30 protein-coding genes are annotated in these 26,201 nt (G+C 55.9%); 8 read left to right on the top strand and 22 right to left on the bottom strand.

What is annotated here, in order from left to right; translation table 11 throughout:
- Positions 1 to 92: 92 nt before the first annotated feature.
- Together DZC51_RS14395 and DZC51_RS16350 are read left to right on the top strand one after the other, a co-directional pair.
- Complete coding sequence (locus DZC51_RS14395) at positions 93 to 533, top strand: YtoQ family protein (RefSeq protein ID WP_157297065.1); 441 nt, start codon at positions 93 to 95, stop codon at positions 531 to 533.
- A 13-nt stretch (positions 534 to 546) separates the two neighbouring features.
- Positions 547 to 669: a hypothetical protein gene (locus DZC51_RS16350; protein WP_255448131.1), complete on the top strand. Its 123-nt coding sequence runs from the start codon at positions 547 to 549 to the stop codon at positions 667 to 669.
- A 231-nt stretch (positions 670 to 900) separates the two neighbouring features.
- On the opposite strand, the gene DZC51_RS14390 is transcribed toward DZC51_RS16350, so the two are convergent.
- Positions 901 to 1,404, bottom strand: a complete 504-nt coding sequence (locus tag DZC51_RS14390; protein WP_232524157.1) for a GNAT family N-acetyltransferase — start codon at positions 1,402 to 1,404, stop codon at positions 901 to 903.
- Positions 1,401 to 1,811 carry an HIT family protein gene (locus tag DZC51_RS14385; RefSeq protein WP_157297064.1) on the bottom strand — a complete coding sequence of 137 codons (411 nt, stop codon included), beginning with the start codon at positions 1,809 to 1,811 and terminating at the stop codon, positions 1,401 to 1,403. The genes DZC51_RS14390 and DZC51_RS14385 overlap by 4 nt, the downstream gene beginning before the upstream one ends.
- Positions 1,812 to 2,061: 250 nt before the next feature.
- On the opposite strand from DZC51_RS14385, the gene DZC51_RS14380 reads away from it, so the two are divergent.
- A complete protein-coding gene (locus tag DZC51_RS14380) occupies positions 2,062 to 2,496 on the top strand; it encodes a hypothetical protein (RefSeq protein WP_157297062.1) in 435 nt (144 codons plus the stop codon).
- On the opposite strand, the gene DZC51_RS14375 is transcribed toward DZC51_RS14380, so the two are convergent.
- Genes DZC51_RS14375 through DZC51_RS14365 form a run of 3 tightly spaced genes read right to left on the bottom strand, consistent with a single transcriptional unit; the run spans position 2,497 to position 4,845 of the window.
- Entirely contained in the window at positions 2,497 to 3,333 is an 837-nt protein-coding gene (locus DZC51_RS14375; protein ID WP_157297060.1) for a GNAT family N-acetyltransferase, read from the bottom strand.
- 12 nt (positions 3,334 to 3,345) lie between these two features.
- The gene (locus DZC51_RS14370) at positions 3,346 to 3,966 is read right to left on the bottom strand and encodes an HAD family hydrolase (RefSeq protein WP_157297059.1); all 621 of its coding nucleotides are present in this window, start codon (positions 3,964 to 3,966) and stop codon (positions 3,346 to 3,348) included.
- Entirely contained in the window at positions 3,967 to 4,845 is an 879-nt protein-coding gene (locus tag DZC51_RS14365; protein ID WP_157297057.1) for a DUF4037 domain-containing protein, read from the bottom strand.
- Between the two features lie 108 nt (positions 4,846 to 4,953).
- Between DZC51_RS14365 and DZC51_RS14360 the strand changes: the two genes are divergently transcribed.
- Positions 4,954 to 5,373 (top strand): hypothetical protein, encoded by a 420-nt coding sequence (locus DZC51_RS14360; RefSeq protein ID WP_157297055.1) that lies wholly within the window; start codon positions 4,954 to 4,956, stop codon positions 5,371 to 5,373.
- Between the two features lie 8 nt (positions 5,374 to 5,381).
- On the opposite strand, the gene DZC51_RS14355 is transcribed toward DZC51_RS14360, so the two are convergent.
- From DZC51_RS14355 to cdaA, 9 genes are all read right to left on the bottom strand, one after another.
- Positions 5,382 to 5,798, bottom strand: coding sequence for a VOC family protein (locus DZC51_RS14355; protein ID WP_157297053.1), 417 nt, complete (start codon positions 5,796 to 5,798; stop codon positions 5,382 to 5,384).
- 106 nt (positions 5,799 to 5,904) lie between these two features.
- Positions 5,905 to 8,997 (bottom strand): MMPL family transporter, encoded by a 3,093-nt coding sequence (locus DZC51_RS14350; RefSeq protein WP_157297051.1) that lies wholly within the window; start codon positions 8,995 to 8,997, stop codon positions 5,905 to 5,907.
- A 101-nt stretch (positions 8,998 to 9,098) separates the two neighbouring features.
- Entirely contained in the window at positions 9,099 to 9,665 is a 567-nt protein-coding gene (locus DZC51_RS14345) for a TetR/AcrR family transcriptional regulator (protein WP_157297050.1), read from the bottom strand.
- Between the two features lie 236 nt (positions 9,666 to 9,901).
- The gene (locus DZC51_RS14340) at positions 9,902 to 10,819 is read right to left on the bottom strand and encodes a pseudouridine-5'-phosphate glycosidase (protein ID WP_157297048.1); all 918 of its coding nucleotides are present in this window, start codon (positions 10,817 to 10,819) and stop codon (positions 9,902 to 9,904) included.
- Positions 10,816 to 11,910, bottom strand: a complete 1,095-nt coding sequence (locus DZC51_RS14335; protein ID WP_157297046.1) for a carbohydrate kinase — start codon at positions 11,908 to 11,910, stop codon at positions 10,816 to 10,818. The genes DZC51_RS14340 and DZC51_RS14335 overlap by 4 nt, the downstream gene beginning before the upstream one ends.
- A 166-nt stretch (positions 11,911 to 12,076) precedes the next feature.
- Complete coding sequence (locus DZC51_RS14330; protein WP_157297044.1) at positions 12,077 to 12,874, bottom strand: hypothetical protein; 798 nt, start codon at positions 12,872 to 12,874, stop codon at positions 12,077 to 12,079.
- A gap of 112 nt (positions 12,875 to 12,986) precedes the next feature.
- Positions 12,987 to 14,339 carry a phosphoglucosamine mutase gene (gene glmM / locus DZC51_RS14325; protein WP_157297042.1) on the bottom strand — a complete coding sequence of 451 codons (1,353 nt, stop codon included), beginning with the start codon at positions 14,337 to 14,339 and terminating at the stop codon, positions 12,987 to 12,989.
- 38 nt (positions 14,340 to 14,377) lie between these two features.
- Complete coding sequence (locus DZC51_RS14320; RefSeq protein ID WP_157297040.1) at positions 14,378 to 15,769, bottom strand: CdaR family protein; 1,392 nt, start codon at positions 15,767 to 15,769, stop codon at positions 14,378 to 14,380.
- Positions 15,762 to 16,604, bottom strand: a complete 843-nt coding sequence (gene cdaA, locus DZC51_RS14315; protein WP_198304129.1) for a diadenylate cyclase CdaA — start codon at positions 16,602 to 16,604, stop codon at positions 15,762 to 15,764. The genes DZC51_RS14320 and cdaA overlap by 8 nt, the downstream gene beginning before the upstream one ends.
- Before the next feature lie 321 nt (positions 16,605 to 16,925).
- Here cdaA and DZC51_RS14310 point away from each other — a divergent pair, with 321 nt between their 5' ends.
- Positions 16,926 to 18,512, top strand: a complete 1,587-nt coding sequence (locus DZC51_RS14310; RefSeq protein ID WP_157297035.1) for a SulP family inorganic anion transporter — start codon at positions 16,926 to 16,928, stop codon at positions 18,510 to 18,512.
- Positions 18,513 to 18,744: 232 nt separating this feature from the next.
- Here DZC51_RS14310 and DZC51_RS14305 read toward each other — a convergent pair whose 3' ends face one another.
- From DZC51_RS14305 to rocF, 4 genes are all read right to left on the bottom strand, one after another.
- Positions 18,745 to 18,990 carry a hypothetical protein gene (locus tag DZC51_RS14305; RefSeq protein ID WP_157297033.1) on the bottom strand — a complete coding sequence of 82 codons (246 nt, stop codon included), beginning with the start codon at positions 18,988 to 18,990 and terminating at the stop codon, positions 18,745 to 18,747.
- Between the two features lie 383 nt (positions 18,991 to 19,373).
- Positions 19,374 to 20,018: an anti-sigma factor family protein gene (locus DZC51_RS14300; protein ID WP_157297031.1), complete on the bottom strand. Its 645-nt coding sequence runs from the start codon at positions 20,016 to 20,018 to the stop codon at positions 19,374 to 19,376.
- A 12-nt stretch (positions 20,019 to 20,030) separates the two neighbouring features.
- Entirely contained in the window at positions 20,031 to 20,594 is a 564-nt protein-coding gene (gene sigW, locus DZC51_RS14295) for an RNA polymerase sigma factor SigW (protein ID WP_063182271.1), read from the bottom strand.
- Between the two features lie 218 nt (positions 20,595 to 20,812).
- Positions 20,813 to 21,718: an arginase gene (gene rocF / locus DZC51_RS14290; protein ID WP_157297029.1), complete on the bottom strand. Its 906-nt coding sequence runs from the start codon at positions 21,716 to 21,718 to the stop codon at positions 20,813 to 20,815.
- Between the two features lie 152 nt (positions 21,719 to 21,870).
- On the opposite strand from rocF, the gene DZC51_RS14285 reads away from it, so the two are divergent.
- The gene (locus tag DZC51_RS14285; RefSeq protein WP_157297027.1) at positions 21,871 to 22,326 is read left to right on the top strand and encodes a VOC family protein; all 456 of its coding nucleotides are present in this window, start codon (positions 21,871 to 21,873) and stop codon (positions 22,324 to 22,326) included.
- Between the two features lie 54 nt (positions 22,327 to 22,380).
- Here DZC51_RS14285 and DZC51_RS14280 read toward each other — a convergent pair whose 3' ends face one another.
- A complete protein-coding gene (locus tag DZC51_RS14280) occupies positions 22,381 to 23,088 on the bottom strand; it encodes a DNA alkylation repair protein (protein ID WP_157297026.1) in 708 nt (235 codons plus the stop codon).
- Positions 23,089 to 23,188: 100 nt separating this feature from the next.
- Between DZC51_RS14280 and DZC51_RS16225 the strand changes: the two genes are divergently transcribed.
- Positions 23,189 to 23,344 (top strand): hypothetical protein, encoded by a 156-nt coding sequence (locus DZC51_RS16225; RefSeq protein WP_198304132.1) that lies wholly within the window; start codon positions 23,189 to 23,191, stop codon positions 23,342 to 23,344.
- Between the two features lie 40 nt (positions 23,345 to 23,384).
- On the opposite strand, the gene DZC51_RS16310 is transcribed toward DZC51_RS16225, so the two are convergent.
- Genes DZC51_RS16310 through codA form a run of 3 tightly spaced genes read right to left on the bottom strand, consistent with a single transcriptional unit; the run spans position 23,385 to position 25,247 of the window.
- Positions 23,385 to 23,591, bottom strand: coding sequence for a GNAT family N-acetyltransferase (locus DZC51_RS16310; RefSeq protein WP_232524156.1), 207 nt, complete (start codon positions 23,589 to 23,591; stop codon positions 23,385 to 23,387).
- A gap of 6 nt (positions 23,592 to 23,597) precedes the next feature.
- Entirely contained in the window at positions 23,598 to 23,960 is a 363-nt protein-coding gene (locus tag DZC51_RS16305) for a GNAT family N-acetyltransferase (protein ID WP_232524155.1), read from the bottom strand.
- Between the two features lie 27 nt (positions 23,961 to 23,987).
- Positions 23,988 to 25,247, bottom strand: coding sequence for a cytosine deaminase (codA, locus tag DZC51_RS14270; protein WP_157297024.1), 1,260 nt, complete (start codon positions 25,245 to 25,247; stop codon positions 23,988 to 23,990).
- A gap of 161 nt (positions 25,248 to 25,408) precedes the next feature.
- Here codA and DZC51_RS14265 point away from each other — a divergent pair, with 161 nt between their 5' ends.
- Positions 25,409 to 26,095, top strand: a complete 687-nt coding sequence (locus DZC51_RS14265; RefSeq protein WP_232524154.1) for a zinc metalloprotease — start codon at positions 25,409 to 25,411, stop codon at positions 26,093 to 26,095.
- The last annotated feature ends 106 nt before the right edge of the window (positions 26,096 to 26,201 follow it).

The following is a 26,201-nucleotide window of genomic DNA, read 5'->3' as shown; positions in this document are numbered from 1 at the left end:
GTCACGCCTCCTGTGGCTGGTTCCATTTTAGCAATTGTTCGGTGACTCATGATACAATGAAGCAGACTGAATTTTCTGCGGAGGGGATAGGTATGCGTTTGACTGTTTATTTGGCCGGGGAGATCCATTCGTCCTGGCGTGATGAGATCAAGGAAAAGGCGGCTGCCCTAAAGATGCCGATTGACTTTGTCGGGCCGCAGGAGAACCATGACCGCTCAGACAATATCGGTGAAGAAATCATTGGTGAGCAGCCGGGTGCGTTCTACAAGGACTGGGCAGCATCCAGCTTCAACAACCTGCGCACGGAAGTGCTCATGCAGAAGGCTGATCTCGTTATCGCCCTGTTCGGCGAGAAATACAAGCAGTGGAACACCGCAATGGACGCAAGTGCAGCGGTCGCGCTCGGCAAGCCGCTCATCCTCATCCGTCCGGAGCAACACATCCACGCGCTGAAGGAACTTTCCCGCAAGGCGAACGCCACCGTGGAAAATTGCGACCAGGCAATCAAGGCGCTCAAGTACATCTTGGATTGAGCGGAGGGTTCCGATGTTGGAGAATGAGAACAAATCGTTCAGCCCAGCTGAAATCCACACCGGCTACTACATCTTCTTTGGCGCCGTGGGCGGTGCAATACTCGGCCTGCTTGCCTATGTGAAAGATTGGCTGTAATGGAGAAAATAGAGGAAAGCCGTCCGGCGGATGCCGGACGGCTTCTTCAATTCCGGAATCAATTTCGTCATTCGGATTCGCAATTTCGTCATTCGGAACGGCAATTTCGTCATTCCGCCTTCCAGTTTCGTCATTCGCTTTAGAGACAGCCATGAATGACGAGATTAATCGGGTGAATGACGAGATTTAGCCGATGAATGAGGAAATCTAGAGCTCGAATGACGAAATCGGCTACGATTCATCCATCCCAAAACTCTCCCGGCTAAGCGAATAGATGACCTGCTTCTCCCCAAACCGTTTAACTCGCCGCTCCTCTTTCATTCCCAGCCGCTCCAGCAGCCGGCGGGAGGCGGTGTTGGCGGCCTGGGTTTCCGCGAGCAAGCGCTCCTGGCCAAGGTTGCGGAAGGCATGTCGGATCACTTCCCTGACTGCTTCGGTTCCATACCCCCTGCCCCAGAACTCAGGCAGAAGCTGATAGGAAATCTCCAGCGCCTCCCCGTCATGGTGGAGATCCAGTGAAATGGTTCCGATGAATTCCCCGTCATTCTGCTGCCGGATCACCCAGCAACCGTCAGGATTCTCGAGCATGTCAGCGAAGGCCTTCTCCACTTCAGTCGCCTCTCTTGTTCCGCCGAGATAGGCGCGTACTTGCTCATCCCCGTAAAGCAATTTGACGTTATTCAGGTCCTCTGCAGCCGGCGGCGCCAATACACATCGGGCGCTTTGCATGGTCATTCTGCCATCGCTCCCCTGAACTTCTTTTCTAAGGAGTGAAAGTCGACCGTAGCTGCGTCGATCTCCGGCTCCGTCCAGCCGAATCCGTCTCCTATGTATCGGGGAACTATGTGCATATGATAATGCTCCACATCCTTGAATGCCCCGTTGTTCTGCATGACGGTGATGCCGTCGGTACCGAGGGTTGACTCGATTGCCCGCGCGGCTTTTTGGGCAGCGAGAATCACCGACTGCAGGCTCTTCGGATCCACCTCGGTGAACTCCACAGCATGCCGCTTCGGCACGACAAGAATATGTCCCGGGTTGATCGGAAACTTGTCCAGGAAACAGCAGACAAGTTCATCCTCATAGACGATATTTGCTTCGGCTTTCCGATTGATGATGTCGCAAAAGATACAGGACGGCATAGACTTTTCCCCTTCCAAAATTGATTTCGTCATTCCGATTCGCAATTTCGTCATTGGAGACTGCAATCTCGTCATTCCGCCTTCCAGTTTCGTCATTCGCTGTGAAAACGGTCACGCATGACGAAATTAATTGGTTGAATGACGAAACTAAGCCGATGAATGACAAAACCGGCGGAGCGCTACCTGCATCCGCCGATTAACATCCTTCTCCTAATCCTGTACACTTGGAGAAAGATGGGAGGTGACCGGATTGAGACGGAAATGGATTTGGCACGGCATCGGTGCCGGAATCATCGGCGGCATCCTGCTTGGAGCATTCCTCTGGGCGGTTGAAGAACAGAGCGGCCGGCGTGTGTACACGCTGCTTATGAATGTCGACTATATTCCGGTTGTGAACTCGGTCACCTATCCTGCTACGGTCGAATTCCTCTTCCACCTGGTCGTGTCGGTCATTCTCTCGGTCGTTCTCCTGTGGCTCGTCAGGCGGATGAGGATGCTCGGCTCCCGCGTCATCGTCTGGCTCGTCACCGTAAATACACTGATCGGTGTCCTGATATGGCCGGTCACTTCCCTGTCTGACCGCACGCCGGCACCCGGCGACTGGGCGTCGCTCGCCTGGTGGCTCGCAGGACATGCACTTTACGGCACCGTACTGGGGTGGCTCAATCGGGAAACGGAAGACTGATCAGTTACCTTCCAGCTTAAATTCATATCCCTTATAGTCAAAAGCATTTCTGAATCCCAGATTCTCTGCGACTGCAACGGAACCCTTGTTGGACTCCATACAGTCCCAATAAGGGAGAAGACCACGTTCCAGACAATCCTTCACAAAAGCAACAGCCACACGTTGCGCCAGCTTTTTTCCCTGATGTTCTTTCAGTGTCTCAATGTCCACACAGTGAACATGGTCCACGACAAACCCGGAAAAACAGACACTGACCACTTCATTTTCGGTAACCGCACAATAACCCACACCTGTTTGGAAGAAGCTTTCAGGTGAAGGCCAGAATTCAAGTATTTTGGAATGCAGAAAACCGATGTTGCTGATCAATTGATTGCCGTTTTCAAAAAGTGTTTTGCTTATCTTTTTAATCGCATATCCGTCTTCAAGAGGAAATGCCAAGCCGGAATCAAACTCCTCTTTCCCCAAGGTATACACCTTCTGATTCCAGCTTCCTAAATCCCGCGATTCAAACGCCTTTTCAATCGTCTCATTCCAACCAGAATGGTTCCCAATACCCTCGAACCAAGTTAATCCGGCCTTCTTCGCCTCCGGCTGGATGACGTTATCGATGAAATGATTGATTCCAGCGTTGAACCCCTGATTCTTTTCATCCCCGATAAACAAAAACCCATCGTTGTTTCCCAACCAAATCAGTCCGGATGCAGGGGCCTCCACATCATCCACAAAAATCCGGCCCGGATTCACCCCTTCAACAATCGCTTTCGCTTCCAACTGGCCCTGTTCATTCAGCAAAGCCCTGCACTTTTGGAAATCGGTTTGTTTCAATTCCTTGATCATTGTCTTCTCCTCTTATCCAAGAATCCGAATGATATCCTGGGGTTTCTCAAAGTTGTAAGTCGCGGAAATCCGCTCCGGATGTTTGCAGCCCCACAATGCCAAACCGAAGTCGATGCCTGCATCCCTTGCACATTCATAGTCGTAAACCGTGTCCCCTATGTAGATCGATGTCTTCGGATCAGCGCCCGAAACCTCAAGAAACTTCAACAACGGATCAGGGTTCGGTTTGTGTTTTTCGGTGTCATCGGCGGAGACCGTATACGTCATATAACCTGAAAGTCCGAATGGCTCGAAGTCATCTATGATTTCCTGATTCGTTTTTGAGGTCACGATCCCCACAGCAAATTCCCGGTCCTCCAAGGTCTCCAATACTCCCTTAATGCCGTCAAACACCTTGATCTCATGAAAGAAATCTTTCATGAAATGATTCCATCGTTCGTTTGCCTGATCGACATCCTTGATATTCAGCCGGGGAAGTGAACTGGAGCCCGGGATTCCAAGAACGAACGTCAGCTCTTCCATCGGCACCTGTTTGCCATAGTCTTCTTTCAGCATTTTCTGGAGCGAACCCAAGACGGCTTTTTCCGTATCAATCAGCGTACCGTCGACATCGAAAATAATGGTGTTATACACTCAATCCATCTCCTTATCCCTGTTTATTCGGATCAAACGGACTGTCAGAGAACCGCTCCGGCAATGGCTGGTCCACGCCGTATCTGGAAAATCGATATCAAGATCCGGATATTGCGCTTCCACAAGCTCCAACGTTTCTCCAAGCACTTCCCGAAGTCTATCAGCCGCGTCAGTCGGGGCTTCCCTGTACATCTCCCTCAGCCGCCATTCCAGGTTTTCCGGTTTGGCCGGCAGTTCGTGAAGCCGCTTGAACATCCATTTATAGGTCGGGAAATAGGAGCCGTTCAACGCCAAGAGGACGATGAAAAGGCTGGAATGGATGTTGCTCAGGATGTTATAGAAAGCAGCCGGATTGTTGCGGTGGGCCGCGAATTGGACCTGGCGCAGATGAAAGTGCGGCAGATACTCATCCAGGAAACGGCGGGCCAGCTCATCCGGGTACGGCTCTGTCCTCTTCTGCCACCCCTGAACCAGTTCCTCCCCGTACAGCGGGATGCCGGTTCGCACCGTGTCAACCACATTGTTGTCCACTAGATCGGTGCTGAGGTCCTTCATCACGCGGTCAAGGACATCCTCTTCCTCCGTTATAGACTTATGCCACAGATCCACCGGGAAGCCTTCGATCTCGAGTGCGCTCTCATGGCCATGATCGATTTCCGGATAACGGTGGACGGCACCCAGTTCTCCTGAGATGACCCGTTTTTCCTCTGTGCCCGGCACCCTGTCCCAGTAGGCGATCAGTTCCAGGTCCGAATAGACATCCGCATAGCCGCGAGCCGCAGAACCCCCGGCGATGATTGCCCGGATGCCGGCTTTCCCTTTCAGTTTCTCCGCGAGCGCGCGGGCGGCGTCCAGTCTCCATTCCGTCTGATGATCCATCCTCTCCAACTCCTTTCCTGATTGGCTCTCACTTTACTATTTGATTCTGTTTGTCCGTCCGGAGCCGGGGAATAGAAAACTATTCTCAGGATTCCGGGGTGGCAGACAATGAAAAAGGTCGGAAAGCTTGCACTCATCGGTTTTATAGCGGGTTTGGTGCTGATTGCGGTCATGAAAGTGATCCAATGGGTGACCGGAAGCCCGGCATATGTGCTTTTGTTCAACTTTGACTACATACCGGTCGTCAACACCTGGGAGCCCGTATGGCTGGTCGGGTTCATGTTCCACAACATCACCTGCATCGTGAGTGCGGTCGTGCTGTATTACCTGCTGAGGCCGTTCGGGATGGAGAAGCAAATTGCGCCGTACATAGCCGTCTATTCAATCGGCGGCGGGCTGCTGTTTTCGCTGACGGCGCTATCCGAGCAACCTCCGGACTTCTCTGACGGCGAGGCGTGGATCTGGTGGACGCTCGGCCATGCCGTGTTCGGCTGGGCGGTCGGCGGACTCATCAGGCGTTATGTCTGAACCCCAACTTAATGCGAAAGGAATTTCTCTTTGTAGGCCGGGCTCAGTTCGCTCCATACATCGAACCGGTTGCCATCCGGATCATCGAACACAAAATTCCGCCCGGCATGGCCCCGGTCTTCGATGTCACCGACATGGATTCCTTTAACCCTGAATTCCTCATGGACGGATTCAAGAGCCTCCAGGCCATTCACCTCGAAGGTCAGCGAAAACCGCTCCTTCCCGTGGATATCGATGAAATTCGAGCATTCGCCTTCCGCCGCTTTCACAAGAAAAAAGCTTTGGTCCGCAAGATTGACGATTGCTTTGTCCTCGTCCCGGTAACTGACTTCCGCACCTAAGTGATCCGCATACCATCCGGCAGATTGTTCCACATCCGTCACCGGAATGTAGACCGTGCCGACTCTCAACAACTTTCCGCTCATCAGTATCCCTCCTGAATCCTTGTTCAGTAACATTCTCTTTCCCGTTCCCGTTCTCCTTCACACGGCAAAAGCCTCCGAACCATGATCGGTTCGGAGGCTTTCTTGTTTAATTCTCCAGTTTCGTCCTGTCCGAGAGCGCAATCAGTGCCGGAAGCAGGATCGGCATCATGATGAAGGCCAGGAGGACGAGTCCGACGATGACGACGATCGCAACCTGGATGAGCGTCAGGATGCCGGACGGGATCAGCGCGGCGAATGTGCCGCCGAGGATGATCGCGGCCGAAATGACGACACTGCCCATGTGGCGGGCGGCATCGACGATCGCGCGTTTTGGATCTCCGTCAGTCTCCTTATAGCGCATCATGAGGAAAATGCTGTAGTCGACACCCAGCGCGACAATCATGATGAAGCTGAAGAACGGTACGTTCCAGCCGAGTTCGCTCATGTCGAGGAACCAGCTGCTCAGCATCTCGGTGGCGCCGAGGGCCGTGAAGTAGGACAGGATCAGCGAGATGATGATGAAGATCGGCTGGAGCACGGAGCGCGTGATGAAAATCAGCACGATCGCGATGCCGACCAGCATGATCGTTGCCGTCCTGCTAAAGTCGCCTGACGACATTTCCTGGAGATCGGCGTTCTCGGAAGATTTGCCGCCGACGGCCATGTCTGCCTCCGCAAGTTCCGTTCCTTTTACTGCGGACTGTGCCTGGTCGCGGACCACCTGGACGACATCCATCGCTTCCGCGGAGAACGGGTTGACGTCGAGGATGACCGTCATCTGAGCAGTTTTCCGGTCAGGCGACATGTACATATCGAGGGCCTGCTGGAAGTCCTCGCCTTCCAGGACATCTTCCGGAACAAAGAACGCGCCGGAAGCTTCCGAGTCGCTCAGGCCGCCGAGGTAGCTCTGGGCCTCTTCCAGCCCTTCGCTGACCTGGCCTAGACCTTCCGTACTCGCCGCGAGTCCGGACTGAAGCTGACCCATCTTTTCCTGGAGGTCGGAGAGCCCGGCCAGCAGTTGCCGCTGTCCGTCATTGACCGTATCCAGACCGGTCGCGAGCCCGCCGGATTCCTGCTGGATCCGACCGGCGCCGGCTGCCCCATCATTCAGGCCCGATTCCAGTTCGGATGCGCCGGACTGAAGCTGGCCGACCCCTGTCTGCAGGGCGGCAAGGCCGTCTTCCACGGACTGAAGCGAGGCGTTCGCTTCGCGGAACTTGGCAAGCGCACCCTCATACTGCGGCGTCATCTCGTCCAGTTGCGCGGTCAGGCCGCTGAGCTGTTCCTGGGCCGCTTTGGCCGTTCCGAGTGCCTGCTGGACATTCGGATCCTGCGCCATGTCAGGGTTGCTTTCGATCAGTGCGCCCAGCGAGGCCTCGATCTGGCCGAACGCTCCCTGTGCACCGGCCACCGCTTCGCGGATGCCATTAAAGTACTGTGTGAACGAGCCGAGGCCCGATTCAATCGCCGTATAGCCGTCTTGAAGTTCTGCGACCCCATTTTGGAGGGTCTGCACGTTTTCATTGACCGATGAGAGGCCCTGCCGGATGTCTCCGGCACCTGCTGCCCCGTCCTGCATGCCGGACGTCACCTGGCCGAGCGCGTCCTGCAGTGAGACCGCGCCCCGGCTCAGTTCGCCGGTGCCGTCAATCAGGCGCTGGACATTGGAAAGGTCGGTGCTGCTTCCGCTGCCGACCTGGCCTTCCGCATCCGTCAGGCCGCCACGGATCTCTTCAACACCCGATTTGGCATCGCCGAGCCCGCTGTTCAGCGTCCTGGACTGGTCGTCGATATAGAGTTCGCCAATGCGTTCGCCGGCAGGTCTTGTCGGTGACAGCACTTTGGAGACGCCATCGACCTTGCCGATCTTGGCGGCCAGTTCATCCAATGTCTTTAGATCTTCCTGTGAATCCATCGGTTCGTCCGTCTGGATCAGGATGGTCGCAGGAGACGAAAAGCCCGGTTCAAAGTGCTTTTCGATCACGTTGATGCCCTGCTTGGATTCGTATTTATCGTCCACTTCGTACAGGTCGTTGTAGTTCAGCGTCCCGTCATGCAGAAGGATGAACGGTACGCAGATTGCGAGCGTGAACAGTACGGCGAGAAACGGCCGGAGCACCGACTGTCTGGACAGGAAATGCCAGAGCTTGCTGTCGCCGTGTCCTTCGAACTTCTTCGACGGCCAGAACATCTTCCGGCCGAGAAGCGCCATGAAGAACGGATTCAGCGTCATGAGGACAAGCAGCAGCACCGCGACGCCGATGCCGATCGCGGACGTCGACTGGTACAGCGAGAACTCGGCAAGCGCAAGCACTGCGACACCGATCATGACCGCGACGCCGCTGTAAAGCACCGTTTTCCCGGCGGTCCGATACGTTTCAATAAGGGCGGCCACCTTGCTTTCCTGGCGGCTCAGTTCCTCCTTGAAGCGCGTGAACAGCAGGATGTTGTAGTCGGTCCCGATCCCGAACAGAATGACGACGAGGAACACCTGCGTGAAGTTCGAAAACGGGAAGTCCAACTTGTCGACCATCTGTGTGACGACGCCAAGCGAGACGAGGTACGACACCCCGACTCCGAGCAGCGAGATAAACGGCACGACCGGCGAGCGGAACACCGCGATCAGGATCAGCACGATAAAGACCACCGCGATCAGCTCGGTCTTTTTCACCCCGTCCTGCGTCGAGCTCGAGAAGTCATCGGTAATCAGACCGGCGCCGGTCAGGTATGTGTCGATGCCGTCCGCCTGAACCGCTTCCCGGATGTCTTTCCGGACGTCCTTCAGCTCACCCTGTGCCTGGTCGACAGAAATCTGGGTCAGGTAGGTCGTTCCGTCTTCGGATGCAAGCTGGGCTTCCGCCTGCTCGCTGTCAAACGGTGTCAGAAGATCCGTGATACCGAGTTTTCCCCGGTCCGATTCCAGCCCTTCGATGACCGACCGGATCTCTTCTTTCTGGGTTTCGGTCAGCGCCTCACTATTGCCGCTGTTAAAGACGGCGATCAGCTCATACCGGTCCCCCTCCCCGCTCAGGTCTTTCGCCATCTCGTCCGCAACGACACTCTGGAACGAGTCTGGAATCGTGACCTGCCCTTTTTCCCGGACCAGCTGTTCCATGTCCGGCATCGTGACGACGGCCAGCACCGTGGCCGCCAGCCAAAGGACGAGCGCCGTAATTCTTGCTGTTTTTGATTTCATCATTGGATCACCTTTCGTCTTATCTCTGCATGAGGAATGAATGTTCATTCCGTTTTGTGCAAGTTCCGGAATGAAGATTCATTCCGCTTAAGATGGGAAAACCATCAGTCTGCACTGATAGCGTCCCAGCAGCTTTTCTCGAGGCCGGCCAGCAGCTCATCCGACGGCTCAAGCGTCCCGTCTTCAAACATCCGGGACAGGTGGAAGATCGTCCCGTAGACAATCGCAATAAAGGCCTGGGCCGGCAGAGCGCGCAGCAGCCCCGCTTCCTTCCCCTCATCAAGGTGGCGCTCGATAAAGTCCATGAAGCCCTCGAAATCCGACTTGCTCTGTTCATCGAGGAAATATGCGTTCACCGTCGCATTGATGAACCGGAAAGCTTCCGGCTGCTCGCGGGAATACCGGATCAGCCGGTAAAACACATGACGGAATTTTTCCCGGAAATCCTTTTCTTCCGGAAAGCCGTCCCGGAGCGTGGCCGCAAACTGCGCCACCGATCCGCGGAACAATTCATTCACGAGCTTCTGCTTGTTCTCGAAATATCGGTAGATCGTCCCCGCGCCGACCTTCGCCTCTTCTGCAATCATCGGCACCGTTGTTCCGTCATAACCGCGCTCGGCAAACAACTTCTGCGCAGCCTTCAGTATCATTTCATGCTTATTCTCCGCCACAAAACCCCTCCTGTTCTCTCCGGCAGCAAATCCGGAATGAACGTTCATTCCATTATTATAATCCCCTTAACCTGGATTGCAAGAACCAATATCTGAAATGATGTCCCGGAAGTACCCGGTTCAGTTCGGGCGCACTCATCTGATGTTCAGTCTGCATTCCGGCTCAGTATAAAAGCACTCGCCCATCTTTGCTTAATTCAAAAGAAAAAGCCGCCCATCCGGACGGCTTTCCAAAATCAGCTGTTCAGTTCGTTGTAGGCAACCGCAATTTCCGTGCCGACTTTCGCGTTGTGCTTGACGAGCGCGATGTTGGCGACGAGGCTCTTGCCTTCGGTGAGATCTTTTACTTTGCCCAGAAGGAACGGAGTCGTTTCCTTGCCGGAGATGCCGTTCTCTTTCGCTTCCTGCAGGGCGTTCTCGATAATTCCGTTGATGAAGGCCGGGTCGAGCTCGTCCTCTTCCGGAATCGGATTTGCGATGACCGCTCCGCCTTCGAGGCCGAGGTCCCATTTCGCCTTCAGCATGCCCGCCACATCTTCTGCACTGTCGGTGCTGATGCTGAGCGGGAAGCCGCTCTTGCGCGTGAAGAATGCAGGAAGTTCATCTGTGCCGTAGCCAACGACCGGAACACCTTTTGTCTCCAGGTATTCGAGCGTGAGGCCGATGTCGAGGATCGACTTGGCACCCGCACAGACAACTGCGACATTCGTCTTGCCGAGTTCGTCGAGGTCCGCGGAAATGTCCATCGTCGTTTCCGCACCGCGGTGTACACCGCCGATGCCGCCCGTTACGAACACACGGATGCCGGCGAGGTCGGCGCAGATCATCGTGGCTGCGACCGTTGTCGCGCCGAGCTGCTTCGTTGCGAGCAGGTAGCCGATGTCACGGCGGGAAGCTTTCGCAACATTGTCCGCGTTGCCGAACATTTCAAGCTCATCGTCGGACAGGCCGATCTTGATCTTGCCGTCGATCAGCGCCATCGTAGCAGGAACGGCTCCGCCGTCGCGGACGATCTGCTCGACTTCGCGGGCGGTCTGCACGTTCTGAGGGTATGGCATGCCATGGGAGATAATTGTCGACTCAAGCGCCACGATCGGCTTGCCTGCTTCAATCGCTTCTTTGACTTCCTTGGAAAATTCGAGATATTGTTTCATCGGAGTTCCTCCATTTCAAGTTTGAGTTGTTCTGCCGAGAGCTCCGGGCGCACGGTCGCGTCCGAAGCAAGTGTTTTCGCAGCGTTCACCAGCCCGCAGCGGATCTTGTCATCAAAGCCGAAGCCTGACAGATGACCGTGGAGCAGACCCGAGACGAACGCATCGCCTGCACCCGTCACGTCTTCCACATGGACACCGCTGATTGCCGGGTAGTGACGGATTCCGTCCCTGTTGCCTGCCATGACGCCCTTGGCACCGGCCGTCACGACCGCATTTTCGACCCCTTTGTCCAATAAGAGCTGTACCGCTTCTCTCCAGGAAGATTCGTCTTCCACCGGGATGCCGGTATAGGTCTCCGTCTCATCCCGGTTGCAGACGAGCCAGGTGACGCCTCCGAGATCATCCGGCATCCTATCCATCTTCGGGGAAGAAACCGGGACGACCGCCAGTTCCGTACTGCTCTGCCGGGACAGTTCCTGCACAAAGGCGACCGTCTCCTTCGGACAGTTCAGGTCAATCACCGCGAGTGCCGCTCCCTGGATCACCGGGGCGTGGGAGTCGATGTAATCCGGGGAAAGGTCGTCATACACATCCATGTCCGCCAGCGCAATGGCCATCTCGCCGTCTGGGTTAAGTACGGCGGAATAGGAGCCTGTCGTCCGGCCCGGAAGAAGCGCAGCATGCGCCAGTTCCACATGGGGTGCAGTCGCCTGCTCGATGCGCTGCCAGTCGGCATCATTGCCCGCGACCGTCAGGAGGCTCACCGGATGTCCGAGGCGTCCGATGTTCTCCGCAACGTTTCGCGCGACGCCGCCGACCGACGAGGTCACCGTCGACGGATTGGACGTTCCCGCCTGGGCATTTGCCTTCAGATGGAATTTCCGGTCGACGTTCGCCCCGCCGATTGCGACCACGCGGTTTTCCTCGGCGAGAATATATGCCCGCCCCCGGATGATCCCCCGCCGCATGAGCCCGGAAATCAGATTTGCCAGCGCCGGCCTGGAGATGCCGAGCGATTCCGCCATCCCCTGCTGGGAAAGGTACGGATTACGCCGGATCAGCTCCACGATGGCTGCTTCTTTCTCATTCATCCACCGGCACTCCTTCCTCTAACATTTGTTTCGATTATAAACTTTTGCTCACAACCTCGTCAAGTGTTTATATTGCGGACAATTGTTTATAGGATTGGCCATAGTCCATCCTTCCCCTCCACCAAGCGAAAAAACCGTCCGGTTCTCGCAAGCGGACGGTTTCCGTCTATTCATTCATCTTGGCCACAATGTCGATCAGTTCCAGCGGTTCTCCGAAATGTACGGTATAAACCACATTCTCGGCCTGCCACTGAAGCGAATGGGCCGATGCCCCGTCTCCGGTCATGTCGAATGTACCTGACCCGACTTCCTGAGGTGCCGGGAGCATCTTTTCCTCGAGTTTCTTCACAATCTCTTTTGCCTGTCCGACCATCTCTTCGCCCGCGTCTTCCCCGTTCCGTTCGTGAATCAGAAACGACCATCGACCCTCGTGCCAGACGAGACCGATGCTTCCCGCGCCGGCATCCATATAGCCTGTGATGCCATGACCGAGGTCTGCGGGCTGTCCGGCTTTCCTCTCCGGCTCGTAATCGACTCCGGCCCGGGCGCCTTCAGCAGTGTCGTAGACGATTGCGCTGACGGTCAGATAAGGGTCCTTTTGCTCCAGCTGCGCATCATTCACCGGCACCGGCTCCTCCATCAGATAATAGAACACCTCATATCCTTCGGGGTTGGCGGTCACCCTGGCAGTCAGATAACGGTCGCCGGTCTCCAGATCACGCGGAAGCTTCGGTTCCGCAGCCGACTTCTGCATGACCTTCTCCCAAACGTCCGCCAGCACGTCCTGCTTCACCTGTTCTGGGTCATCCTGTGCCTGACTTTGGTCCGCTCCAGCCGGCAGTTCGTCGTGTTCCGCTTCGGCCTGCTCTTCCCCGGCTTCAGGTTTATCTACATCCTCCGGCCCGCATGCCCCGAATACGAGCAGCAAGGTTGCGGGGAATAGGAGCCAACTAAACCGCGCCATCTGCATCTGCCCCTTTCTGGGAAGTGATCCCTTCTTTACCATCTTGTTTACCCGATCCATCCCAAATCAAAAAGATCCGCCCGGAATTTCCGGACGGATCTCCATCATTCTATTAAGCTTCCGTGCCCATTTCCGCGCGGACGACTTCCGCGATGCGGTTTACGTAGCGGGAGGCTTCTTCCTCGGACTGCGCTTCGACCATGACACGCACGAGCGGCTCGGTGCCTGAAGGGCGTACGAGGACGCGGCCGTTTCCTGCCATATCCTTCTCGACGTCCGAGATGACGGCTGCGACCTTGGCATTATCCGTGACGGCATGCTTGTCGGTCACGCGGACGTTGACCAGTTCCTGTGGGAACATCCGGACGTCCGAGGCAAGGTCGGACAGCGTGCGTCCGGTCATCTTCAGGACGTTCACAAGCTGGAGCGCGGTCAGCAGGCCGTCGCCCGTAGTGTTGTAGTCCAGCATGATGATGTGGCCGGACTGCTCGCCGCCAAGGTTGTAGTCGTTTTTCTTCATTTCTTCGACGACGTAGCGGTCGCCGACTGCAGTCTTGACGCTATCCATGTCGTATTCGCCGATCGCCTTGTAGAAGCCGAGGTTGCTCATGATCGTGGAGACGACCGTGTTCTTGGTCAGACGGCCTTCCTCTTTCAGGTGGCGCGCGAGAATGAACATGATCTGGTCGCCGTTGACGACATCTCCGTTTTCATCGACCGCGATCAGGCGGTCGCCGTCACCGTCGAAGGCGAGGCCGATATCGGCGCCCTTTTCCCCGACGAAACCGGCGAGCACTTCGGGATGGGTCGAGCCGCAGCCATCATTGATGTTCAGGCCATTCGGCGAAGAGCCCATCGACGAGATATCCGCATCCAGGTCGGCGAACAGATGGGTCGCAAGGGAGGACGTGGCGCCGTGTGCGCAATCAAGTGCGACATGGATGCCGGTAAAGTCCTCATCGACCGTCTGCTTGAGGTACTGGATGTACTTCTGGCCGCCTTCCTTGTAATCGGTGACTGTGCCGAGATTGACACCGGTCGGGCGCGGGAGTTCGTCGGTTCCCTTGTCCAGCAGTTCTTCGATTTCAGCTTCCTGCTCATCGCTCAGCTTGTAGCCGTCGCCGCCGAAGAACTTGATGCCGTTGTCTTCCACAGGGTTGTGCGACGCGGAGATCATGACCCCCGCATCCGCGCTCATCGCACGGGTGAGGTAGGCGACGCCCGGCGTGCTGATGACGCCGAGGAGCATGACGTCTGCCCCGATTGACAAAAGTCCTGCGACAAGCGCGTTTTCGAGCATATGGCCGGAAATGCGAGTGTCACGTCCGATCAGCACCTGGGGCTTGCCGGATGCGTGTTTTGTGAGGATATATCCGCCATAGCGGCCGAGCTTGAATGCGAGTTCAGGTGTCAGGCCTTCATTGGCGACACCGCGCACCCCGTCTGTTCCGAAGTATTTACCCATCATGACTCTCTCCTTCACTGTTGACGTTCATTTCATATTCAGGCGGTGGCGATGCGCACGGTGACCCGTCCCGGAGCCGGTTCGGCTTTGATGCCGGATGGCCCGTCCACATGCACCACGAGTGATGCTTCTCCTTCACTGACTCCGCCTGCATTGACAAATAGCTTAAAGTCGCCGGATTTGGCGCTGTCCACGGCGCTTTTCGGCCCCCGGATCTTGAGGGAGAGCGGCCCGTCCGGCTGGATGACCTCTCCGGTCTGCCCTTCCTCAAGACCCCGGACTTCCACTGCAAGTCCGTCGAGGGTGCCGGACGCCTCTTCTTCTGCAGTACTGCCGGATTCGGGGCCGGATTCATCGCTCTGGGCGGTATCCCCGTCGGCGGCCGACCCAGCGGCCGGGCTTTCGGGCTCCTCTTCCTCCTCCGGCTGGCCGGATTCGGCGACTTGTTCCTCCGTCTCGTCCGGCGCTTCCGCCGTTTCTTCATCATTGCCGTTGACAGTCGCACGGACGTCCACATCAATCGACCCCGGCGACACCTTGGTCACTCCTGCCGGCTTCTTAAGTTCCACGGTCACTTTCCCGCTGGCGGTCACTTCCGAAACATCGACCGCGACGGAAAGTTCGCCGATTTCATCAAGAACATTCCTGGGCCCGAAAAGTTTGACGGTCTCCGTTGCCGTGCTGATCGAATCGATGGTGACGCCTTCCTCCGGCGTGCCGGATTGCTCCAGCGCGACCTGTACCGACCGCGAATACTCCGATATGTCCGCTTTGACCGTCACTTCGGCCGGCTCGATGATGACGTTCAGTTTATTCAGGTCACGGTCGAGCACACGGACGCTTGCCTGCTGTTCGAGCGGCCCGTCCACTCCCGGGTCGGCGGTGACCGACGCCTTGACGAAGCTGATCGACTCGATGACACTCTTGGCACCCGTGACCATGACGGTCGACGGCTCTGCCTCAAGCGAGTTGATGACATGGTTTTCTGCGAGCAGCCGCTCATTCATCTCCGGATCCACACGGAATTCCTGGCTGATCCGTTCTTCGATGACGACATCGACTGTTTCGGGATCGATGGATACTTCCAGCTTTTCCGAAAGATTCTCCGTCTGCACCGTGACTTCATGCGCGCCCATTGTGAGAGCGCGCAGATCGACGAACACCGTGAAGTCCTTTAGAGACCTTGTCGTCCGGACGAGGTTGCCCGGCCCTTCGATGGTGACACTGACCGTCTCGGGCGCTCCGGTGACGACCGTATTTTCATCATCATAATACACTTCAATCGGCACATCCTGCAGGACGGCGATATCCGTCCCGCCCGCGGCGCGGCTTCCCTGCTCCTCATCCGACTGCACGACGAGGAACATCAGGACGGCGAAGAACAGGGCGATGCCGCGGATAAACCACGGGTTGTCCATGAACTTATCCATTCTTCTTCCCTCCCCGTTTCCGCTTCGAGGCGGCCTGAGGCTCCGGCACAGGACCAAACCACATTTTCCGGAGCAATGTCTCAAACTCCTCAGGCGGCAGGTTGCGGTGAAGATCGCCGTTGCGCGTCAGGCTGATAGCCCCGGTCTCCTCGGAAACGACGATCGTGATGGCGTCGGTCACCTCGCTCAGGCCGAGCGCCGCGCGGTGGCGCGTGCCGAGCTCCTTCGAGATGAACGGGCTTTCCGACAGCGGCAGGTAGCAGGCCGCTGCCGCGATACGATCCTGTTGGATGATGACCGCCCCGTCATGGAGCGGTGTATTCGGGATAAAGATGTTGATGAGGAGCTCCGACGTGAGATTGGAATTCATAGGGATTCCGGTCTCGACGTACTCCGACAGCCCGGTCTCCCGCTCAATGGACATGAGCGCGCCGATGCGCCGCTTCGCCATATAGCCGACCGATTTCGTGACGGCTTCGACGAGGCGGTCCCGCTCCTCTTCCTCCGCCATGCTGCTCCGGGCAAACAGCTTCCCGCGCCCGATCTGCTCGAGCGCGCGCCGGAGCTCCGGCTGGAAGATGATGATGACTGCGAGGAACCCCCACGTCAACACCTGCTCCATGATCCAGTACATCGTCGTCAGGCCGAGCTGTTTCGTGACGAACCAGGCGATGACGACAACGAACACGCCTTTCAGCAACTGAACCGCCTTCGTGCCCTTGATGATGGTAATCAGTTTATAAAGAACGTACCAGACCAGAAGAATGTCCAGGATATTCACCAGGACTTCCACCCAAGTCAGGTCCGTAAAACGCTCAAAGAACGCCACAGGCATCCCCGCCTTTTCTTAACGCATGCATATCCGATAGTATACCATACCGGACCACTTCACCGCTCGGCTGATGGAGACTTTTGGCGGCAGGAACCGGTGCCCGGAAGACTTGCGGGTCAGGACGGATTCCGGGCGGGCCACAGAAGCCTGACGAACGCTCATCAGGGAGACCATTTCTTGATGCTGCGCCGCATTCAATACAAAACTATTTTACTATAGCGATATTTCATATTTCCTCATTTTGACTTATAATTACTTATAGAGGGGACCGGGCCTTTTTTCTCACTTCCCGGTCCGCATCAAGATGATGGAGTGTGAATCAACATGAGGAATTTGGGCCGTTTCGAGTCACTCAATGGCCGGACGGCAAGGAAGGACATTCTCGCCGGCATCACGGTCGGGATTGTCGCCATTCCGCTCGGCATGGCGTTCGCGATCGCTTCGGGCGTAAAGCCGGAATACGGCATTTACACGACCGTGATCGCCGGGCTTCTTGTAGCACTTCTCGGCGGTTCCCGTTTTCAGATTGCAGGACCGACGGGCGCGTTCATTCCGATCCTGCTCGCCATCGTCCTGGAATATGGTTACGAGGACCTGCTCGTCGCCGGTTTCATGGCCGGAGTGTTTCTTGTCATCATGTCGTTCCTGAAGATCGGGGATCTGATCCACTTCGTCCCGAGGGCGGTGACGATCGGCTTCACCGCCGGGATCGCCGTCACGATCTTTACCGGCCAGATCGGCAACTTCCTCGGCCTCGAGGGGTTGGAGCGCCGTGAATTCTTCCACGAGAACATGTGGGAGATTTTCCGGACCATCGGCACATTCAACGGGTATGCGTTCCTGACGGCGGCGATCGGGCTGGCCGTGATCATCATCCTGCCCCGGATCGCGCCGCGCGTCCCGCTCTTCCTCGCCGCACTTCTCATTCCGACGCTGGTGTCTGTGCTTTTCTATCCCGGCCAGCTCCCGACGATCGGGACTGCCTACGGCGGCATCCCGCAGCAGCTTCCGGAATTCCGCCTGCCGGAAATCACAGGCGGCAAGATCCTCGAGCTGTGGCAGCCGGCACTGATCATCGCGGCACTGGGCGCAATCGAGTCGCTGCTGTCCGCAGTCGTCGCCGACAATATGGCCGGCGGCAAGAAGTCGGCTTCCAACCGTGAACTGTTCGGGCAGGGTGTCGCGAATATGGCCGCTCCGCTATTCGGAGGCATCCCGGCAACGGGCGCCATCGCCCGCACGGCGACAAACATCCGTGCCGGGGCCGTCAGTCCGCTGTCCGGCGTCGTCCAAAGTCTGTTTGTCCTTCTTGTCCTGCTGCTGTTCGCACCTTTTGCCTCCCACGTCCCGCTCGCCAGCATGGCGCCGATCCTTATGCTGGTCGCATGGAACATGAGCGGACTGCGGTCGTTCGCTAAGATTTCACACCTGAAGACGGGAGACTCGGCTGTTCTGTGGGTGACGTTCCTGCTGACCGTCTTTGTCAACCTGACTGTCGGCGTCGAGGTCGGTTTCCTGCTCGCCGTCCTTGTCTTCCTGAAGAAGATGAGCGGCAAGCTGAAGCTTCAGACGGGTGAAGCCACGGCCGATGACTTTATCTACAGCGGGGTTCCGAAGGGTTCGGTATTCCGCAGCGTACGCGTCGACGGCCCCCTCTTTTTCGGAACCGCCCAGCAGTTTGAGCGGGAAATCGAGAAACAGCTCGAGACGCCTGCCGATGCCATCATGCTCCGGCTCCATGGCCTTTCCGCACTGGATGCCGGGGGCGTGGCCGCCCTGTCATTCGCCCATGATCTTGCAGACCGCCAGGGGGTCCGGCTCCTTTTCCAGGGCATCCCCGAAGAGAAAAAAATCCTTCTCAGAAAAAGCGGCCTGTATGAAAAGATCGGCACGGAGAATATGGTGAAATGAAAATCCGCCGTCCCGGTACTGGGGCGGCGGATTTTATGTGCAAGTTGCGAAGTTTGGCCGTGGTGCCTGGTCTTTCATTGTCTCTGCTTGGACTCTTATCTTGCGTGCCTGGTCTTTCGTTGTTTCTGTTTGGACTCTTATCGCGCGCGCCTGGTCTTTCGGTCTTTATCCATCTCAAAAAGAAAAAAGGGGTACCAGATTGAACTGGTACCCACTAGCCTTTAAGGACTTTTTAGAAATCGTATCTCTTTCTTTTTTCTTGATCAGAATCAGATTCATTGCGGAAACGAACCTTGACCTCAGAGTCGCTGTTAACGTTAATATTGATTTCAACTTTGACTTCATTGTCGCCAGATCGATTTTTGCGATTGTCCCGCTCATCCTTCTCGGATTGACGCTTTTGACGATTTTCCCGCTGCTCGTTTTTATCCCGGTTCCAATCTTCGAAGAAGGAATCGTTCATCCAGACTTTGCTCATGATTTCCCCTCCTTTCCCTATACTTCTTTAATATATTCAAAGGTGAAAATCTAACTTTGGACAAATGCCTTTGATTCTTAATTTCAATGAATGAGGTAATCGCACAGAGAATATTCCCCAGTTCGGGAGAATGTCACTATGCATCCTGCTCGCCCGGCAAGGCCTTGCAATCAATAAAAAAACGGGAATGAAAGATGTCACTCTCCCATTCCCGTTTTATTCCTAGACTCTCTTCAGTTTCACCACTATCGCTCCAAGTTTCGGCATCGGCCACCCAATCTCATCATTTACAGCGGCCAATAACCCTGACTAAAAAAACCGCAGGCAAAGAGAAAATCCCTTCGCCTGCAGTCCGGCACCCGCTCCGCAGCGGGTGCTTCCCTTTATTTTTCTTCGTCGTCGGGATCAGGGCCTTCAAAGACGGAGAGGCCCTCTTTGACGCCGGACTTGATCGTGTACCAGAGCCACTCGAAAGCGCGGTCGATCTCTTCGATCTTGCCGGTGACGACGGCCGTGGAGGCCATGTATTTGGAGCCATTGATGACGGTGACGTCACCCTCGACTTCCCCTTCGATATGCAGCTCACCGTTTCTCACAAACAGATCGCCTTCAACCTTCTCGCCTTCGGGAACGATAACTTTGTTCCCTTCGACGACGAGGTTCGGCTGGGTGGACACGGCCAGCTGCTGGTCGGATGTATTGAAATTCGAGAACAGGGCGAGCCCGGCGAGGAGCACGAACATGGCGACCGCGGCAAGCATCGGATGACGCCCAAACCAGCGGCGCACGCCTGCGCCCTGGCGCTCCTTTGGCAGCGAAGCCATGATGCGGTCGCTGAAACCTTCCGGCGCTTCGATGTGCGAGGCGCTTTTCAGGAATGCGACCGAACGGCTGAGCTGATCCATATGTTTTTGGCAGGCCTGACACTTCTCGAGATGCTCGCTCAGAATTTGCTCGTCCCGGCGGGTGATTTCCCCGTCCAGATAGTCATGCATATACTGGACAATTTCTTCCGGACACGGTTTCATCCCGATTCCCTCCTACAACTTCTTCATTTGTTTCCTAAGAGCTTCGCGACCCCTATGGATGCGCGTCTTCACTGTGCCCAGCGGCAGCTCGAGGATTTCGCTGATTTCCTGGAGGGGCAGTTCCTCGATGTAACGCAGAACAATCGCCGACCGGTATTTGTCCGGCAGCCGGCTGATCTCGTACTGGACCCGCTCCTGCTGTTCCATCTTCTCGACTTCCTCTTCCGGCAGCGGAGAATCGTGTGCCAGGCTGGAATAATGGTCCAGCCCATCGGTCCCCGGCACCGGCGCATCAAGAAACGTATCCGGTTTTTTCTTGCGGATCCGGTCGATGCAGAGGTTCGTCGCGATGCGGTACAGCCACGTCGAGAACTTCCGCTTCTGGTCGAAGGTATGCAGGTTGATGTACGCCCTGATGAACGCTTCCTGCGCGATATCCTCGGCTTCATGCCGATTGCCCAGCATCCGATAGCATACTTGGTATAGCCGGTTCTGATAGAGGGAAACGATTTCTTCGAACGCCGACTGGTCCCCCTTCAGGACTTGTTTGATTCGTTTTTTGACGATGTCTTCCATTCTTCTCGATTTCCCCCCGCTTCATGCGGCTAGTTGGTATACGGACGGGCGCACCAAAGGGTTTCACTTTTTCCGCGAAAAAGTTTGAAATCAGAATACCCTTTTTCCTTCCGTTCGACTCCGGCCCATTTATTGACTTCATTGTATCAAAGGAAAATCTAAAAATGTTGAAAAACTGAAAAACCGGCTCCCTTAAGCGGGAACCGGCTAAAGTGCCTTTAAATCAAGGTTTCGCCGAACAAAGAGCCCATCAGTCCGACTGCGACGTCTGCTGTTTTATTGCGCTCATCGAGGATCGGATTCACCTCTACAAATTCAGCGGAAGTGATGCGGCCGGTCGAATGGAGCATCTCCATCGCCAGGTGGCTTTCCCGGTAGCTGAGGCCGCCCTGCACCGGCGTGCCGACACCCGGTGTGTAAAGCGGATCGAGCCCGTCGAGGTCCAGCGACAGATGCACACCGTCCACCCCGCGTTCTTCCAGGTAGCGGATGGCATCCTGCATGATGGCGGTCATGCCGTCCCGGTCGATTTCGTGCATCGTATACACACGGATCCCCTTTTCCCTGACAAGCTCACGCTCACCCGGATCAATCGAGCGAGCCCCGATGACCACGATGTTTTCAGGCTTCACCTTCGGCCCGCTGCCGATCGAGGTAAGATCCCCGTGCCCGAGTCCCATCGCGACGGCAAGCGGCATCCCGTGTATGTTTCCGGAAGGCGATGTCTCTGCCGTGTTCAGGTCGGTATGCGCGTCATACCAGATGACCCCGAGGTTGCTGTAATGCTCGTTCAGCCCGGCCAATGTGCCGATCGCGATGCTGTGGTCGCCGCCGAGGACAAGCGGGAAGCGCCCGTCGCGGACTGTCTCCGATACCTTTTCGGCGAGTTTCCGGTTCCCTTCGGTCACCGCCTTGAGGTTTTTCAGGTTCGTGCCCGACACTTCGCGCGGCGCATCCATATCGACCGGGATATCCCCTTCATCCCTTACGATATGCCCCAGCGCCTCAACCCGCTCCACGACACCCGCATAGCGGATCGCGCTCGGCCCCATGTCGACCCCGCGCCGGCTTTGGCCGAAATCCGCGGGAACCCCGATAATTGAGATTTCTTTGTGACTGTTCATGCTGCCATCCCCCTTTTCCGATCTTGGCTACTATTATGAATCGAAAAGGGCAGATGGCTCAACCGGACAAAGATTAGGATAATTATTCATCGGAAGAGTCTGTCTGTTTCGTTATAATGGCTGTAGACTGCATGGAAAATGGGGGTGTTGAGATGATCACGGGACTGTATGAAGCCCATCTGCCGGTCAGAGACCTGGATCGTTCACTGAAGTTTTATACCGGTCTCGGGCTGGAAATTGCGCATACCCACGGGGAGGGGCTGGCTTTTCTGTGGATTGAGAAAGACAAAAGCTGGCTGGGGCTATGGCAAACCGACAAAGTCGAACTGGACTATCATCCATCCATCCGGCACATCGCCTTTCAAGTGTCGCTTGATGGTCTGAAAAACTCTATCAGCTGGCTCAGGGAAAGGGGATACGAGCCGAGGGAGGCATTCGGATTCGGTCCGGACGAACCGTTCGTGATGCCGCAGGAGGACTACGCCCATGCCAAGATCCACTTTAACGACCCGGATGGCAACAGCCTGGAGTTCATCTGCAAGATGGACAATCCGAACAAGCTGACGGAACGGATGACACTGAGCAAGTGGGAAAAGCTGAACTCCTAATAAAAGCCTGTATCTGAGGAGGCGCCTCCTCCCAGATACAGGCTTTTTTCGGTCTCAGCACCGGACATATCTTCGCTTGAATCCGAGCCTTCCTTTGTCCAGGTCCTTCTGGATGTTTTCGGAGGCGTTCAGTAAACTGTTTTTCTTGTTGGGACGCTTCATCTCGACAGTGCCGACTTCCCGTGCGGTTCCGACCGCCAGTTCACTGAGCGGACTGTAAGAGATCCCCACGGTATACATGAAGTTGCTCATCGCCGATTTTGTACGCTCCGGGGCGTCATGGATGCCGTTTTTCACGGCCTCTAACATCCCGGCAAGCTTGCTTTCTGAGAATTCATCGTCCGGGCGGCTTCCGAGCAGCCAGCAATAACAGCTCCAGCCCGCCGACATCTTGAGCTCCTCGCCACTCGCGATCCATTTGTCGGCGATCTCCTGTGCCAGTGGCGACTCGGACAGAGTTACGGCCACCACATAATCGGACAGCATGTAGAAATACGCTGCGTCCATCCAGCGGTCAAAATCCGTTTCCGTCATGGTTTTCGGATCGGCAATGACCCCTGCGAAATACATGGCGTCATAATTTCCCGTCGCATACAATTCCTCCGCCAGGGGCTGGTTGATCTTGATCGCTCTCTTCATCGGCTTCATCGCACCAGTCGCCACACCGAAAAGAGGCTCATGCGCGCCGTTGGACATGTACATCTTTTTCGTGCGTTCCTTGCCCAGGGATTCAAGCTCCTGCATGACTGTTTCGAAATCCATATTGGATGACTCCCTTCCAGCCTGTTTTGATCACTTCTAGTCTTTTCATATTCTACTTGTGAGTTAAGCTATAAACAACATGATAAGGGAGATGGGATCATTGACCAACCTGGGTGACCTTTTAACCATCATTTTTTACCTGGCCGTTGCAGCAGGCATCATCGCCGCTTTTGTGCTGTTCAGTCGTTCCGCCAAAAAGCGGAAAGAGCAGCTCGATAGAATCGAAGCGAAATTAAATGACCTGACCGGGAAATGAAACCGGCATGCCTCCTTTTACGGATGGTATGCCGGTTTCTTCAATCCCTTTCCATCAGCCGCTCCAGATGCCGTTTCACTTCCGGCCATTCGCGGTCGATCACCGAGTAGAGGTGGACGTCGCGCGGATTGCCGTTGGAGCGGATACGCTCGTTCCGCATGACGCCTTCCAGCTTCGCGCCGATCCGCTCGAGTGCTTTCTGTGATCGCACATTCTCCGAGTCGGTCTTGAACTGGACACGGATCATGTCCATTCATTCAAAGCAGTGGCGGAGCAGCAGGTACTTCGATGTCGTATTGACATGGGTCCGCTGGTATGACTTGCCGTAGAAGGTGGAGCCGATCTCGCAAAGCTTATTGAACGGGTCGATGCCGAAAATCCGGGTAGTCCCCATCATGGCTCCCGTGCCGGCGTCTTCCACCGCAAATGCCAGGCAGCTGGAGCCTGTCTCCATCGCAGTAATTCCTGTTTCAAGCCACTGGTCGAAACGCTCTTTCGTCTCGACCTGGTGCAGCATAAAGAAGAATATATCCGGTGAATACAATTCCCAGAGCGCTTCGAAATCTCCTCGTTCAAGCGGCCGGAGCCTGACGCCATTCAATTCGAGAACCCGCACACTGCCACCTCGCTCTTTAGATTAAGCTTATTCTTCCGTCCTGAAGGTCGTCTCCGTCACTGCCGGCTGTGTCTCTGCGATCACTTCGCCGTTCCTGACCGACAGGAGGACCGGTGCCTGTGTGCGGACCGCTTCGTATTCTGAGTCGGCATTGATGACGATGAGGTTGGCCGGATTGCCTTCCTTCACGCCGTATTCTTCGTCACCGAGATGGAGCGCCTTTGCACCGTTGACACTGACCAGGTCGAGCGCCTTGACGATATGGGCGTAATCAGTCATGTGGCAGGCGTGCAGGCCGGCGTCGACCACGCTCATCAGCTCGCCGTTTCCGAGCGGGTACCATGGGTCCACGATCGAGTCGAGCCCGAAGCAGACGTTGATGTCTTCCGCCAGCATCTCCTTGACCCTGGTCACGCCGCGGCGGACGGGGTGTGCGTCAAAGCGGCCCTGCAGATGCAGGTTCGCCTTCGGAAGCGACACGAAGTGGATACCGGCTTTTTTAAGTGTCTGGAACAGCTTGTACGTGTAGGCGTTGCTGTAGGAAGCCATCGCAGTGGTGTGGCTTGCCGTCACCCGGTCGCCCATGCCGCGGCGGAGCGCTTCTCCCGCCAGCACTTCCAAGTATCGTGACTGGTCATCGTCGATCTCGTCGCAGTGGATATCAACGAGCTTGCCGTACTCATCCGCGAGTTCAAGCGCCCGGATCACCGATTTCACGCCATCTTCGCGGGTGAGCTCATAGTGAGGGATACCGCCGATGACGTCCGCGCCCATCTCGATTGCGCGAATCAGCAGCTCTTCGCCTTCCGGCTTCGTGTACAGCCCTTCCTGAGGGAACGCCACAAGCTGGAGGTCCACCCATGGCTTCACTTCCTCCTTCACTTCAAGAAGCGCTTCCATGCCCTTGAGTGTCGGATCACTGACGTCGACATGTGTCCGGACGTGCTGGATACCGTTTTTCACCTGGAGTTCGATCGCCCGCAGCGCGCGCTTTTTCAGGTCATCCTTCGTTTCATTCAACAGCTTTTTGCGCTCTGCCCAGATCTCGATTCCCTCGAAGACCGAACCCGACTTGCTCCAGCGCGGCGTGCCTGCCGTAAATACGTAGTCGAGGTGGATATGCGGCTCCACATAAGGCGGCAGGACCAGTTTACCTTCCAGGTCTCTTACATCCTTGCCCGATACGTCCGTCTCTCCGGCAGCGGTCACCGATAGGATCCGTCCATCCTCAATATCGATTGTCCACAGGCCATCCTGGCCATACAGCTTCGCGTTATTCAGAATCAACGTCGAATCCCCCTCTCAATTAATCCATGACTATTATATCAATCTCCCTGACGGAATCCCGTCAGACCGCTTCCCGACAGCCATCCCCATAAAGTGGCAGTCATACACCTCTGTTTAAAGGGTATAGAGATAGGGTAGAAACAGCGGATGGAAAGGCGGAGATGCCGGTGTTCGGACTTACGGATCTGATTTCGTTGATCATCTCGGCATTTATCATCCTGCCGGTCGTCATATTTTTGCGTGAGCTCGGCTACGTGATCACGAGCGCGATCTTCGGCGTAGTGAACCCGCGCCTCACAGTCGGTTCTGGACCACGCATATTCAAGTTCTGGATTTTCGATGTGAGGAAGTATTACCATCTCTACAGCTGGTACTCTTATGATGACCTGAAACGGAAAGGTAAATTCGCTTACGTGCTCATCTATGCGGGACCGATCCTGATCAACCTCGTTCCGGCACTGGTCCTGAACGCGTTGATCGCGAACGGTGTTGTCACTGAATACGAGACCTTCTGGAACCGCTTCCTGTTTTATCAGTTCTATTACGTGCTGTTCGACATCGTTCCGATGAAGACCGTCAACGGCATGCCCAACAACGGCATGATCATCTACGAGATGCTCCGCTACGGCAAGCGTGTCGATTACAATAATGAACCGTTCATCCCCTCCACCACCAAGGTTGAGGAGGAGTACCAGGAAGAGATGGAGGAACTCGAGGAGCAGATGGAAGAAGTGGAAGAAGCCGCCGAGGAAATGAAAGAACCTTCCGGGGATCAGGAAATCAGGCGGGACGGAGAGGAAGACGAGGAGGATCGAAAGGAACGCAAAATGGGCGGGCTGGAAAACTGACATAAGAAAAAACGCCTTCCCGCTGCCGGGAAGGCGTTCCGTATGAGCCATGCAGGGCTCGAACCTGCGACCCTCTGATTAAAAGTCAGATGCTCTACCAACTGAG

The organism is Bhargavaea sp. CC-171006 (genome assembly GCF_009761675.1).
GTDB lineage: Bacteria > Bacillota > Bacilli > Bacillales_A > Planococcaceae > Bhargavaea > Bhargavaea changchunensis.
Note: the sequence above shows the minus strand (reverse complement) of the source record. Positions and strands in the feature narration are given on the sequence as shown.

What these genes read in the sequence shown, in the direction of transcription:
- DZC51_RS14395 (WP_157297065.1), top strand. Translation starts at nt 93, where the DNA reads ATGCGTTTGACTGTTTATTTGGCCGGGGAGATCCATTCGTCCTGGCGT.
- DZC51_RS16350 (WP_255448131.1), top strand. Translation starts at nt 547, where the DNA reads ATGTTGGAGAATGAGAACAAATCGTTCAGCCCAGCTGAAATCCACACC.
- DZC51_RS14390 (WP_232524157.1), bottom strand. Translation starts at nt 1,404, where the DNA reads ATGACCATGCAAAGCGCCCGATGTGTATTGGCGCCGCCGGCTGCAGAG.
- DZC51_RS14385 (WP_157297064.1), bottom strand. Translation starts at nt 1,811, where the DNA reads ATGCCGTCCTGTATCTTTTGCGACATCATCAATCGGAAAGCCGAAGCA.
- DZC51_RS14375 (WP_157297060.1), bottom strand. Translation starts at nt 3,333, where the DNA reads ATGATCAAGGAATTGAAACAAACCGATTTCCAAAAGTGCAGGGCTTTG.
- DZC51_RS14365 (WP_157297057.1), bottom strand. Translation starts at nt 4,845, where the DNA reads ATGGATCATCAGACGGAATGGAGACTGGACGCCGCCCGCGCGCTCGCG.
- DZC51_RS14360 (WP_157297055.1), top strand. Translation starts at nt 4,954, where the DNA reads ATGAAAAAGGTCGGAAAGCTTGCACTCATCGGTTTTATAGCGGGTTTG.
- DZC51_RS14355 (WP_157297053.1), bottom strand. Translation starts at nt 5,798, where the DNA reads ATGAGCGGAAAGTTGTTGAGAGTCGGCACGGTCTACATTCCGGTGACG.
- DZC51_RS14350 (WP_157297051.1), bottom strand. Translation starts at nt 8,997, where the DNA reads ATGATGAAATCAAAAACAGCAAGAATTACGGCGCTCGTCCTTTGGCTG.
- DZC51_RS14340 (WP_157297048.1), bottom strand. Translation starts at nt 10,819, where the DNA reads ATGAAACAATATCTCGAATTTTCCAAGGAAGTCAAAGAAGCGATTGAA.
- DZC51_RS14335 (WP_157297046.1), bottom strand. Translation starts at nt 11,910, where the DNA reads ATGAATGAGAAAGAAGCAGCCATCGTGGAGCTGATCCGGCGTAATCCG.
- DZC51_RS14330 (WP_157297044.1), bottom strand. Translation starts at nt 12,874, where the DNA reads ATGGCGCGGTTTAGTTGGCTCCTATTCCCCGCAACCTTGCTGCTCGTA.
- glmM (WP_157297042.1), bottom strand. Translation starts at nt 14,339, where the DNA reads ATGGGTAAATACTTCGGAACAGACGGGGTGCGCGGTGTCGCCAATGAA.
- DZC51_RS14320 (WP_157297040.1), bottom strand. Translation starts at nt 15,769, where the DNA reads ATGGATAAGTTCATGGACAACCCGTGGTTTATCCGCGGCATCGCCCTG.
- cdaA (WP_198304129.1), bottom strand. Translation starts at nt 16,604, where the DNA reads ATGCCTGTGGCGTTCTTTGAGCGTTTTACGGACCTGACTTGGGTGGAA.
- DZC51_RS14310 (WP_157297035.1), top strand. Translation starts at nt 16,926, where the DNA reads ATGAGGAATTTGGGCCGTTTCGAGTCACTCAATGGCCGGACGGCAAGG.
- DZC51_RS14305 (WP_157297033.1), bottom strand. Translation starts at nt 18,990, where the DNA reads ATGAGCAAAGTCTGGATGAACGATTCCTTCTTCGAAGATTGGAACCGG.
- DZC51_RS14300 (WP_157297031.1), bottom strand. Translation starts at nt 20,018, where the DNA reads ATGAAACCGTGTCCGGAAGAAATTGTCCAGTATATGCATGACTATCTG.
- sigW (WP_063182271.1), bottom strand. Translation starts at nt 20,594, where the DNA reads ATGGAAGACATCGTCAAAAAACGAATCAAACAAGTCCTGAAGGGGGAC.
- rocF (WP_157297029.1), bottom strand. Translation starts at nt 21,718, where the DNA reads ATGAACAGTCACAAAGAAATCTCAATTATCGGGGTTCCCGCGGATTTC.
- DZC51_RS14285 (WP_157297027.1), top strand. Translation starts at nt 21,871, where the DNA reads ATGATCACGGGACTGTATGAAGCCCATCTGCCGGTCAGAGACCTGGAT.
- DZC51_RS14280 (WP_157297026.1), bottom strand. Translation starts at nt 23,088, where the DNA reads ATGGATTTCGAAACAGTCATGCAGGAGCTTGAATCCCTGGGCAAGGAA.
- DZC51_RS16310 (WP_232524156.1), bottom strand. Translation starts at nt 23,591, where the DNA reads ATGATCCGTGTCCAGTTCAAGACCGACTCGGAGAATGTGCGATCACAG.
- DZC51_RS14265 (WP_232524154.1), top strand. Translation starts at nt 25,409, where the DNA reads ATGCCGGTGTTCGGACTTACGGATCTGATTTCGTTGATCATCTCGGCA.